Source organism: Streptomyces boncukensis, assembly GCF_011045075.1.
In the GTDB taxonomy this organism is placed as follows: domain Bacteria; phylum Actinomycetota; class Actinomycetes; order Streptomycetales; family Streptomycetaceae; genus Streptomyces; species Streptomyces boncukensis.
This window is the reverse complement of record NZ_JAAKZZ010000239.1, coordinates 1-11073: the sequence shown is the minus strand read 5'-3', so window position 1 is coordinate 11073 and position 11073 is coordinate 1. Positions and strand designations below refer to the sequence as shown.

Here is an 11073-nt window from a genome sequence, read left to right as displayed (position 1 = left end):
GCCCCTCGCCCCGCACCGCCCCGCGTGATGGAGTTGGGAGGGTCGCTCCTCCCGTTGGCAAGGTCACAGTTCGCGGTCCTTGAGAACGGGGGAAGTGCCGGATGTACTGACGAGTAATATTGTGGACGGACGCCGGTCCAGCGGACCGGGACGCGATGTCGAGGAAGCAGTAGGAGAGCCGGCGTGAGCTTGAGGATCGTTGTCTGTGTGAAGTACGTGCCCGACGCCACCGGTGACCGGCGCTTCGCGGAGGACCTGACCACCGACCGCGAGTCGGTCGACGGCCTGCTCTCCGAGCTGGACGAGTACGCGGTCGAGCAGGCGCTGCAGATCGCCGAGGACGCGGATGACGCGGAGATCACCGTGCTCACCGTGGGCCCCGAGGACGCCAAGGACGCGCTGCGCAAGGCCCTGTCGATGGGCGCGGACAAGGCCGTCCACGTGGAGGACGACGACCTGCACGGCACCGATGTGCTGGGCACCTCGTACGTCCTGGCCAAGGCCGTCGAGAAGACCGGATACGACCTGGTCGTCTGCGGCATGGCCTCGACCGACGGAACGATGGGCGTGCTGCCCGCGATGCTCGCCGAGCGCCTGGGCGTGCCGCAGGTGACGCTGCTGTCCGAGGTGTCCGTGGCGGACGGCAAGGTGACCGGCCGGCGCGACGGCGACACCGCCACCGAGCAGCTGGAGGCCGCGCTCCCCGCGGTCGCCTCCGTCACCGACCAGTCCGGCGAGGCCCGTTACCCCTCCTTCAAGGGCATCATGGCTGCCAAGAAGAAGCCGGTCGAGTCGCTGGACCTGGACGACCTGGACATCGAGGCCGAGGAGGTCGGCCTGGAGGGCGCCTGGACCGCGGTGGACGACGCGGCCGAGCGCCCGGCGCGCACCGCGGGCACCGTCGTCAAGGACGAGGGCGAGGGCGGCAAGCAGCTCGCCGACTACCTGGCCGGCCAGAAGTTCCTCTGAGGCCGGTGCGCGGGTCGGTTGCAACGCGGCCCGCGCACCGGCGCCGTGTGCTCCGAAGGCAGGAGAGCACACCCGTGACTCCGCCCCGAGGGGCTTCTCACTCGGACGTCGAGACGCCCTCATGACGGGCAAGCCCTGCCCGGTGCCATTGGCATCGCGCAGAAGTCTAGCCGCGACAATGTCCTCACCCGGCTGGTTCCGGAAAATGTGCCCAGGAGTAGTAATGGCTGAAGTCCTTGTCTACGTCGACCACGTGGACGGCGCCGTCCGCAAGCCCACCCTCGAACTGCTGACCCTCGCCCGCCGCGTCGGCGAGCCGGTCGCCGTGCACCTGGGGCCGAACGCCGAGGGGGCCGCCAAGACCCTCGGCGAGTACGGCGCCGTCCGCGTCCTGGCCGCCGACGCGCCCGAGTTCGCCGACTACCTGGTCGCGCCGAAGGTGGACGCGCTGCAGGCGGCCTGCGAGTCGGTGCGCCCGGCCGCCGTGCTCGTCCCCTCGTCCGCCGAGGGCAAGGAGATCGCGGCCCGCCTCGCGATCCGGGCCGGCTCCGGCATCATCACCGACGCGGTGGACCTGGAGGCGGGCGACGAGGGCCCGGTCGCGACGCAGTCCGTCTTCGCCGCCGCGTACACCACCAAGTCCCGCGTCACCAAGGGCACCCCGGTCATCACCGTCAAGCCGAACTCCGCGGCGCCCGAGGCGGCCCCGGCCGCCGGGGCCGTCGAGGCGCTCGCGGTGTCCTTCTCGGACGGGGCCACCGGCACCAGGGTCACCGCGCGCACCCCGCGCGAGTCGACCGGGCGCCCGGAGCTGACCGAGGCGGCCATCGTGGTCTCCGGCGGGCGCGGGCTGAACGGCGCCGAGAACTTCCCGCTGATCGAGGCCCTCGCCGACTCGCTCGGCGCGGCCGTCGGCGCCTCCCGCGCCGCCGTCGACGCGGGCTGGTACCCGCACTCGCACCAGGTCGGCCAGACCGGCAAGTCGGTCTCCCCGCAGCTCTACATCGCAGCGGGCATCTCCGGCGCGATCCAGCACCGGGCCGGCATGCAGACGTCGAAGACCATCGTGGCCATCAACAAGGACGCCGAGGCCCCGATCTTCGACCTGGTCGACTACGGCGTCGTCGGCGACCTCTTCGAGGTCGTCCCGCAGCTCACCGAGGAGGTCGAGGCCCGCAAGGGCTGACCCGGGCAGCGGTCCCGCCGGCCCCCGTGCGCGCTGCCGCGCACGGGGGCCGGCCGCGTTCCGGGGCCCTTGACGCCCCGTCGGCCGCGCACTAGCTTCGCCGCACAGATTCAACAATTTGTTGAGGAGTGCGGATGACGTACGGCGGGACGCCCAGCACGACCTTCGCGCAGTCCGTGACGGACGGCGTCGCCGCGTCCCTGGCGGAGGTGGACGCCGAGCTGGCCCGCCGCTTCCCCGGCGCCCCGGGGACCCGCCAGCCCGTGCACACCGTCTACGTCCCCGCCGGCGCCGTCACCCCCGACACCCCGCGCGAGTGGGGAGCGCGGGCCCGCGCCCTCCTGGACGAGCACGCCCCCGACGCCGCGTCTCTGGCGGCCGTGCTGGACCTCGACCCGGCGCTCGCCCGGCCCGTCCACGAGCGCGTCCGGGCCAAGCTGGAGCGCGAGCCGGTCGAGGACCTGCGGATCGACTTCGAGGACGGCTACGGCGTCCGCGGCGACGCGGAGGAGGACGAGCACGCCGCGCAGGCGGCCCGGCTCGCCGCCGCCTGGGGCGGCGGCGCAAGCGGCGCCGGGGCCGCGCCGGGCTGGGCGGGCATCCGGATGAAGTGCCTGGAGGCGGGAGTCCGCGACCGCGGCATCCGCACCCTCGACATCTTCCTCACCGGCCTGATGGAGGCGGGCGGGCTGCCCGGCGGGCTGGTGCTCACCCTGCCCAAGGTCAGCTACGCGGAACAGGTCGCCGCGATGGCACGGCTGTGCGAGGAGTTCGAGAAGGCACACGGGCTCGGACCGGGTCGCATCGGCTTCGAGATCCAGATCGAGACCACCCAGGCCATCCTGGGACCCGACGGCCGCGCCACCGTCGCGCGCATGATCGACGCGGCCCGGGGCCGCGCCACCTCGCTGCACTACGGCACCTACGACTACAGCGCCTCCTGCGGCGTCAGCGCGGCCCACCAGGCCATGGACCACCCGGCGGCCGACCACGCCAAGGCCGTGATGCAGGTCGCCGCCGCGGGCACCGGCGTACGGCTGTCGGACGGCTCGACCAACGTGCTGCCGGTGGGCGGCCGGGAGGCGGTGCACGCGGCCTGGCGGCTCCACCACCGGCTCGTGGGGCGCTCCCTGGCCCGCGCGTACTACCAGGGCTGGGACATGCACCCGGGGCACCTGGTGTCGCGCTACGCGGCCGTGTACGCGTTCTACCGCGCGGGGATGGCGCGCGCCGCCGACCGCCTCGCCGCCTATGTGGCGCGCACCGCCACGGACGTCCAGGACGAGCCCGCCACCGCGCGGGCGCTCGGCGACTACCTGCTGCGCGGCGTGGACTGCGGAGCGCTCGGCGCCGGCGAGGTCGCGGAGGCGACCGGGCTGGACCGCGCCTGCCTGGAGCGCCTCGCGGGCCGCGCGGCGCCCGCACGCGCGCGCTGATGAGCCGCCGCCCGCGTCCGCGTCACGCCGGGGGTTCCGCGGTCCCGTCCGGAGCGGCCGTGAGATAGCGGGTGAGCATCGCGACCAGCTCCTCTTCGAGCCGGGGGAGGGGGACGGGGTCGGGCGCGGAGGCGAGTTTGTGGACGAGGAACCCGATCGAGGTCAGGACGAGCCGCGCGGCGAGGTGCGGGTCCGGCACGCGGATCTCCGGGCGGTCCCGGAGCAGCTGCTCGATGTGGGCGACCCGCGCCCGCTCGTCGTCGGCCATCCGTGCGGTCAACTCGGGGGAGCGCGGCGCCTGCTCCATCAGGACGCGCAGCAGCTGCGGGTCGTCGTGGTGGTTCTCGGTCGCCGTGCGCACACACAGCCGGATGACCGACTCCAGGTCGGCGGGCGGCTCTTCCTCCTGGCGCCGGGTCGCGGCGGCCGTTCCGGCCTCCAGGTGGCGGGCGGCCAACTCGGCCAGGATCGCATCCTTGTTCGGGTAGTACTGGTACAGCGAGCCGATGGAGACTCCCGCCCGCTCCGCGATCCGGTTGGTGGTCCCCGCGGCGTAGCCGTACTCGGCGAAAACGTGAGCAGCGCCGGAGAGGATGCGCTGCCGGGTGAGCCGGGCCCGGACCTGGCGAGGCTGTTTACGTGGCTGAAGACCGCGGCGGTCCGATGGCATGGCACCTCCTGTGCGGCGCGGCGAATGCGAGTAGCGCACGACCTGAGTAATTGCTCACAATAGTGCCATGACCTGCGGCGGAGCGGGGCATGACGGTCGTCGGCCGATGCCGGGCCGTGCTTCCTCGTCCGCGTGTCCCGAGCCCGAAGGAGCCTTCATGACGCATGCCAGTACGCGCCCGCGGCGGGTGTCGCCCGCCGAGGTGCGCAGCCGGGTCGGGGAACCCGACGTGAAGAAGAGGGACAAGACCCTCGACCACATCGGTGTGTACGCCCGCCGCTTCATCGCCCACGCGCCGTTCCTGACCATGGCCACGGCGGACGCGGAGGGCCGCGCCGACTGCTCGCCGCGCGGCGACTACCCGGGGTTCGCGAAGGTCCTCGACGACCGCACCCTGGCGCTCCCCGACCGGCCCGGCAACAAGATCGCCGACTCCTTCCGCAACCTCGCAGAGAACGACGGGATCGGGCTGCTCTTCTTCATCCCGGGGGTGCGGGAGACGCTGCGGGTCAACGGGCGCGCGTACCCCACCGACGAACCCGACGTCCTCGCCCGGATGCAGACCGAGGCCAAGAGGCCCGTGCTGGCGCTCGTCGTCGAGGTGGACGAGGTCTACTTCCACTGCGGTCGCGCGCTCGTCCGCTCCCGGCTGTGGGACCCCGGCAGCCAGGCCCTCGCCGACGAGATGCCGTCGGCGGGCGAGATGGCCGCCGCGCAGTTCGCGCCCGGCGCCGACCCGGAGGCGTTCGACCGCCGGCTCGAAGACGCCTACCGCAAACTCTACTGACCAGGGCACAGGATGAACGCACCCATGCAGCAGACCGTCGTCGACCACATCGACCGCGCCGCCGAGGACGTCGTCTCCCTCGCCCTGCGGAGCGCCTCCGGGCCGCTGGCGCCCTGGGAGCCGGGCGCGCACATCGACCTGGCCCTGCCGAACTGGCTGACCCGCCAGTACTCGCTGTGCGGAGACCCGGCGGACCGGGGCTCCTACCGCGTCGCGATCCGCAACGAGCGCCTCAGCCGGGGCGGTTCGGAGTACATCCACCGCTTCCTGCGGCAGGGCCGCACGCTCGGCGTCTCGCTGCCGCGGAACCACTTCCGGCTCGAACCCGCACCGGCGTACCTCTTCCTCGCCGGCGGGATCGGCATCACCCCGCTGCTGCCGATGCTGCGCGCGGCGGCGGCCTCGGGCGTACCGGCCGACCTGGTGTACGCGGGGCAGTCCGTCGCGACCATGCCGTTCGCCGACGAACTGCGCTCCTCCTACGGCGACCGGGTGCGGATCGTCGCCACGCGCCGCCAGGGGCGGCCGGATCTGGCGGCCCTGGCCTCCGCGCTGCCGCCCGGGGCCCGGGTCTACTGCTGCGGCCCTCCGGCGATGCTCGCCGAGGCGGAGGCCGCCTTCCCCGCCGGACGGCTGCACACGGAGCGCTTCCACCCGGCGCCCAAGTCCTTCGCGCCCAACGAGGAGTTCGAGGTCGAGTGCGCCCGCTCGGGGCAGACCCTCCGGGTGCCGGCGGACGAGTCGCTGCTGGACGTCCTCACCCACGCCGGACGCCCCGTGGGGTCCGGGTGCCGCGAGGGCGTCTGCGGCAGCTGCGAGATCGCCGTCCTCGACGGGGAGCCCGAGCACCGGGACGACATCGGCGCCCCGCAGGGCCGTATGTACCCGTGCGTGTCCCGCGCGCTGGGCCCGCGGCTCGTCGTGGACCTGTGAACCGGCCGAGCGGTCAGCCCCAGGTGAGCGGGTCGAGGTGGAGATAGAAGCGCAGCCGGCCGTCGTCGAGCGCGAGGCCGTACCGCTCGGCGAACGCCGCGTCGGCCGCCCGCGCACCCTCCTCGTCCCGCCAGGTCTCGCGCGCGTTGGCGAGCAGCAGCGCGAGATCGGCGTGGCGGTCGGCCAGCCCGAGACGGCCGAGGTCGACGAAGCCCGACACCTGACGGGTGCGCGGGTCGAGGACGATGTTGGGCAGGCACAGGTCCCCGTGGCAGACGACCGCGTCGCCGGCCTCCTGCTCCCGCCGCAGCGCGACCTGCGGGACGAGGCGGTCCAGCAGCTCCGCCGCGGGCGTGTGCTGCTGGTCGGCGGGAAGGAACTCCGGGTGCACCGCGCCCCGGTCCACGACGTCACGCGCCAGGGCGACCATCTGGTCCAGGCCGCGGCGGAACGGGCACCGTGCGCCGGGCACCTCGTGCAGGGCGCGGACCGCGTCCGCGATGCCCTCCCAGGCGTCCCACAGGTCGGCGGCGGACACCTGGTCCGCGGGGACGCCCCGGACCGCGCTGGTCACCAGGCAGGCACCGGCGTCCCCCGCGGACCAGCCGAGCACGCGCGGCCCCGGCACGCCCTGGCCGTCCAGCCAGGCGACGCGGTCGCGCTCGGCCCGGAGCCCGGCGGCCTCAGCGGCGGGTACGCACTTGGCGTACCGGGCGCCGTCCGCGCTGCGGAAGACGGCGGCACCCGACTCGCCGGCGGTCACGGGGCGCCAGCCGGCGTCCCCGTCGGCGTCCAGCAGCGCCGGCACCGCGGGACGGGGTTCGGAACGCTCGCCGGTGGCAGTCACATCGGCCACTCTGGCACACGGCGTCGCGGTGTCCGGCGGCACCAGGGCCCTTCTGATGGATCTCCGCGGCGTCGCGACGCCCGGCACGCTCCCCCAGGCTCTCGGCTTCGCTCGAACAGGGGGTGCCCCCTTCGCCGCACCGAACGCCGCTCCTTCGTCCACGGAGATCCATCAGAAGGGCCCTGGTGCCGGGCGGACCGCCCAGGGCCGTCCGCCGCCGGAGGCGGCGGGGCCGAGGGGTACGGACGTGCGCTGCGCCGGGGCGGTCCGCGCTCGGGGCGCCCCGCCCGACGAGTCCGGTGCGGACCGGCCCGGCCGCCCGGCTCAGGCCGACGGCGGAATCTCGCCGGAGCCACGGGCGATGAGGCGGGTCGGGCGCGTGACGCGGCGCGGCTCGTCGCTGGCGCCGTCCAGCCGCCGGAAGAGCAGTTCGGCCGCGCTGCGCCCGAGTTCGGCCGGATTCTGGGCGATGACGGTCACCGGCGGGGAGAGCAGGTCGGCCAGCTCGAAGTCGTCGAACCCGACCAGCGCCACCGGCCGCTCCTGCTCGGCGAGGACGCGCACCAGGGTGACCGTGACCCGGTTGTTCCCCGCGAACAGCGCCGTCACCGGCTCCGGGCCCGCCAGCATCCGCACCGCGGCGCCGCGCACCCGCTCCGGGGCCGTGCCGCCCAGCGCGACCCAGGCGTCCGGTGTGCTCAGCCCGGCGTCCGCCATCGCCGTACGGTAGCCGCGCAGGCGTTCCGTCGCGGTGTGGATGCGCGGGTGGTCGCCGATGAAGCCGATACGGCGGTGGCCGTGCGCGATCAGGTGCGCGACGCCCGCACGGGCGCCGTCGGCGCTGTCGGACAGCACCATGTCCGCCGCGATCCGGCCCGGGGGCCGGTCGACGAACACCGTGGCGACGCCGGCCGCGATCTCCGGTTCCAGATAGCGGTGGTCGTCGCTGGCCGGAACGATGATGAGTCCGTCCACCCGGCGCGCGCACAGTGCCAGCGCGAGCTCCCGCTCCCGCTCGGGGTTCTCCGCGCTGGAGCCGTTGATCAGCAGCGCGCCGTGTGCCCGCGCGACCTCCTCCACGGCGCGGCTCAGCGGTGAGTAGAACGGGTCGGCCAGATCCTCCAGGACCAGCCCCACGCTGGCCGTGCTGCCCTTGCGGAGCACGCGTGCGCTGTCGTTGCGGCGGAAGCCCAGCGCGGTGATCGCGTCCTGGACGCGGCGCTCGGTGTCGCTGGAGACGCCCGCCTCGCCGTTGACGACGCGGGAGACCGTCTTCAGGCCGACGCCGGCGTACGCCGCGACGTCCTTCATTGTGGGCCTGGTGCCGTAGCGGCCACCATTCGGGCGCGGTGCGGAGGGGCGGCGGGCAATGTGGGCCACGTCAGTCCAGTCCTTTCGATGCGGCACGGGGCAGCATAGTCCCAGGAGCGGAGGTCTGGACAACGTTGTCAAGAGGGATCAGACTTGTCCGGTCCGCTGCTGCCCGTTCGGGCGGCCCTCGCCCCAGGAGACAACTGCCCATGCACACCGACCTCGTCGCGGCACTCGACATCGGCGGCACCAAGATCGCGGGCGCCCTGGTGGACGGCGGCGGCAGACTGCTCGTACGCGCCCAGCGGCCCACACCGGCCCGCGCGGGCGCCGCCGACCGGGTGGGCGCGGCCGTCACCGAGGTGCTCGACGAGCTGTCGGCGGCCGCCGACTGGCCGCGCGCGGGCGCGGTCGGCATCGGCAGCGCGGGCCCCGTGGACGCCAAGGCCGGCAGCGTCAGCCCCGTCAACATCCCCGCGTGGCGGGACTATCCGCTCGTCGCGCAGGTGCGCGAGCGCGCGGGCGGGCTGCCGGTGACCCTGGTCGGGGACGGAGTGGCCATCGCGGCCGCGGAGCACTGGCAGGGCGCGGCGCGCGGCCGCTCGGACGCGCTGTGCATGGTCGTGTCCACCGGCGTCGGCGGCGGCCTGGTGCTCGGCGGGCAGCTGCACCCCGGGCCGACGGGCAACGCGGGGCACATCGGCCACATCTCCGTCGACATGAACGGCGGCATCTGCGCCTGCGGCTCGCGCGGCTGTGTGGAGAGCCTCGCGAGCGGCCCCAGCATCGCCCGGTACGCGGGCGAGGCGGGCTGGAGCCCGGCGCCCGGGGACGAGGCGTCGGCCGCCGCCGTCGCCGCCTCGGCCCGCGCCGGGGACCTGGTGGCCATCGCCGCCTTCGACCGTGCGGCGCGGGCCCTCGCGGCCGGGATCGCGGCCACCGCCACGCTCGTCGAGATCGAGATCGCCGTGATCGGCGGCGGTGTCGCGGGCGCAGGGGAGGTGCTCTTCGCGCCCCTGCGCCGCGAGCTGGGCCGCTACGCCACGCTCTCCTTCGTCCAGGGGCTGGAGGTCGTCCCGGCCCAGATGGGCACCGACGCGGGCCTGGTCGGCGCCGCCGCGGCGTGCTGGAAGCTGCTGGAGGACGGCGGCGGGACGGGCGGCGGCGGGACGGGCGGCCGCTGATCCGGCGGCTGCCGACCCGGCGGCTGGGACGTCCGGGTCACGGCCGCCACGGCTCCACGTCCACGACCGCGCTGACCGGCAGCGGGCCGTAGATATGCGGGAGCTTCTGCGCGCCCGGGTCCGCGGGCTCGTAGCGGACGGGCACATTCAGCCGGTCGCTGTCGATGACGAGGACCACCAGCTCGGTCGGGCCCGGGTCGGCGCCGTACAGCGCCCGCGCGACGGGCGGCAGCTGGTGGCGCAGCGAGGAGTGGATGAACCCCACCTCGCGCAGCGTGCGCCCGCGCGTCGACATCTCGTACGTCCCGGACTCCCGGGCCGCCTCCCACAGCGCGCGCTCCGTGATGTGCAGCAGTTCCGTCATGCCACGACGCTAGACAGCGCCGGACATCCGGGGAACCCCGCGCGGACCGCCCGCACGCAGGCGTGCTCTCGCCGCACCGGCCGCCCCATGCGCCGCACGGGGCTTTCGAAGCACCTCCTAGCAGCGCCGGATGTGGCCAGCAACCCCCTGCATCCGGGGTCTCGCGCGCCTGTAGCGCGCGCCGGGGCGCGAGCGCCGTGCCTCTTCCGGTGCTGGCAGAGCCGACCCGGCGCGTTTCCGGGGCCCGGGGATGCGGGCAACTGAACGGGGACGACGGAAGAGGGGGGACGACCGTGATCGTCTGGCTGAACGGCGCCTTCGGCGCGGGCAAGACCACGACGGCGTACGAACTCCTGGACCTGCTCCCCGGCAGCACGCTCTACGACCCCGGACTCATCGGCGCCGGACTGAGAAGGATGCTCCCCAAGGAACGCCTCGGGCAGATCGACGACTTCCAGGAGCTGCCCTCCTGGCGGCGGCTCGTGGTGGACACCGCGGCGGCGCTGCTCAGCGAGGTCCAGGGGCCGCTCGTCACACCGATGACGCTGCTCCACCGCGAGGTGCGCGACGAGATCTTCGGGGCGCTCGCTTCCCGCCGGATCCCGGTCCGGCACCTGCTGCTGCACGCGACCGAGGCCATACTCCGCGACCGTATCGACCAGCGGGCCGCCGCCGACGGCGAATCCGCCCGCTCCTGGTGCCTGCGCCATCTGGAGCCGTACGCGAGCGCCCTCCCCTGGATCACCGCCGAGGCGCACACGGTGGACACCTCCTGGCTCACCCCGCGCCAGTCGGCGGAACGCGTGGCTTCCGCGATACGCGCGGGAGCCGGTGCCGTGGACATCGTGCAGACCCCGGAGCCGACCGCCGAAACGGTGGCCTCCGGGGTCTTGCTCTTCGACGAGCGGGACCGCGTGCTGCTCGTCGACCCCACCTACAAGCCGGGCTGGGAGTTCCCGGGCGGCGTCGTGGAGCCGGGCGAGGCTCCCGCCCTCGCGGGCGTGCGGGAGGTCGGCGAGGAGCTGGGGCTGCGGCTGCACGGCGAGCCGCGGCTGCTCGTCGTGGACTGGGAGCCGCCGCGTCCGCCCGGGTTCGGCGGACTGCGGCTGCTCTTCGACGGCGGACGGCTGACCGCAGGGGACGCCGCCGCACTGCTGCTGCCCAGCGCTGAGCTGCGGGGCTGGCGCTTCGTCACGGAGGAGGACGCCGCGGGGCTGCTGCCGCCGGTGCGCCTGGACCGGCTGCGATGCGCCCTGCGCGCCCGCAGAGCGGGCCACCCGCTGTATCTGGAGGCGGGGGTGCCGGTGGGGTGAGGGACGGCCGACCCCGGCTTCCGCCCACCGGCACCCCCGCCTCCAGATCGGTCTCTTATACACCTCTGTCGCC

Annotated in this window: 11 protein-coding genes; 7 read left to right on the top strand and 4 right to left on the bottom strand. The window is 74.5% G+C overall.

What is annotated here, in order from left to right; genetic code table 11:
* Positions 1-183: 183 nt before the first annotated feature.
* The 3 genes from G5C65_RS21385 (at position 184) to G5C65_RS21375 (ending at position 3591) form a co-directional block, all read left to right on the top strand.
* Positions 184-969 carry an electron transfer flavoprotein subunit beta/FixA family protein gene (locus G5C65_RS21385; RefSeq protein WP_165300511.1) on the top strand — a complete coding sequence of 262 codons (786 nt, stop codon included), beginning with the start codon at positions 184-186 and terminating at the stop codon, positions 967-969.
* Between the two features lie 223 nt (positions 970-1192).
* Entirely contained in the window at positions 1193-2155 is a 963-nt protein-coding gene (locus G5C65_RS21380) for an electron transfer flavoprotein subunit alpha/FixB family protein (RefSeq protein WP_165300510.1), read from the top strand.
* 134 nt (positions 2156-2289) lie between these two features.
* The gene (locus G5C65_RS21375) at positions 2290-3591 is read left to right on the top strand and encodes a DUF6986 family protein (protein ID WP_165300509.1); all 1302 of its coding nucleotides are present in this window, start codon (positions 2290-2292) and stop codon (positions 3589-3591) included.
* Between the two features lie 22 nt (positions 3592-3613).
* Here the strand turns inward: G5C65_RS21375 and G5C65_RS21370 are convergent, their stop codons facing one another.
* On the bottom strand, positions 3614-4261 hold the full coding sequence (locus G5C65_RS21370) for a TetR/AcrR family transcriptional regulator (protein WP_165300508.1): 648 nt from the start codon (positions 4259-4261) through the stop codon (positions 3614-3616).
* 157 nt (positions 4262-4418) lie between these two features.
* Here G5C65_RS21370 and G5C65_RS21365 point away from each other — a divergent pair, with 157 nt between their 5' ends.
* The gene (locus tag G5C65_RS21365) at positions 4419-5048 is read left to right on the top strand and encodes an MSMEG_1061 family FMN-dependent PPOX-type flavoprotein (RefSeq protein ID WP_165300507.1); all 630 of its coding nucleotides are present in this window, start codon (positions 4419-4421) and stop codon (positions 5046-5048) included.
* Positions 5049-5072: 24 nt separating this feature from the next.
* Positions 5073-5981 carry a PDR/VanB family oxidoreductase gene (locus G5C65_RS21360; RefSeq protein WP_165300513.1) on the top strand — a complete coding sequence of 303 codons (909 nt, stop codon included), beginning with the start codon at positions 5073-5075 and terminating at the stop codon, positions 5979-5981.
* Between the two features lie 13 nt (positions 5982-5994).
* Here the strand turns inward: G5C65_RS21360 and G5C65_RS21355 are convergent, their stop codons facing one another.
* Complete coding sequence (locus G5C65_RS21355; protein WP_165300512.1) at positions 5995-6789, bottom strand: APH(3'') family aminoglycoside O-phosphotransferase; 795 nt, start codon at positions 6787-6789, stop codon at positions 5995-5997.
* Positions 6790-7152: 363 nt separating this feature from the next.
* Complete coding sequence (locus G5C65_RS21350; protein WP_165300506.1) at positions 7153-8139, bottom strand: LacI family DNA-binding transcriptional regulator; 987 nt, start codon at positions 8137-8139, stop codon at positions 7153-7155.
* 209 nt (positions 8140-8348) lie between these two features.
* Between G5C65_RS21350 and G5C65_RS21345 the strand changes: the two genes are divergently transcribed.
* Positions 8349-9323 carry an ROK family protein gene (locus G5C65_RS21345; protein ID WP_165300505.1) on the top strand — a complete coding sequence of 325 codons (975 nt, stop codon included), beginning with the start codon at positions 8349-8351 and terminating at the stop codon, positions 9321-9323.
* Between the two features lie 37 nt (positions 9324-9360).
* Here G5C65_RS21345 and G5C65_RS21340 read toward each other — a convergent pair whose 3' ends face one another.
* Positions 9361-9687 carry a DUF952 domain-containing protein gene (locus tag G5C65_RS21340; protein ID WP_165300504.1) on the bottom strand — a complete coding sequence of 109 codons (327 nt, stop codon included), beginning with the start codon at positions 9685-9687 and terminating at the stop codon, positions 9361-9363.
* Between the two features lie 293 nt (positions 9688-9980).
* Here G5C65_RS21340 and G5C65_RS21335 point away from each other — a divergent pair, with 293 nt between their 5' ends.
* Positions 9981-11000: an NUDIX domain-containing protein gene (locus G5C65_RS21335; RefSeq protein WP_165300503.1), complete on the top strand. Its 1020-nt coding sequence runs from the start codon at positions 9981-9983 to the stop codon at positions 10998-11000.
* Positions 11001-11073 lie beyond the last annotated feature (73 nt).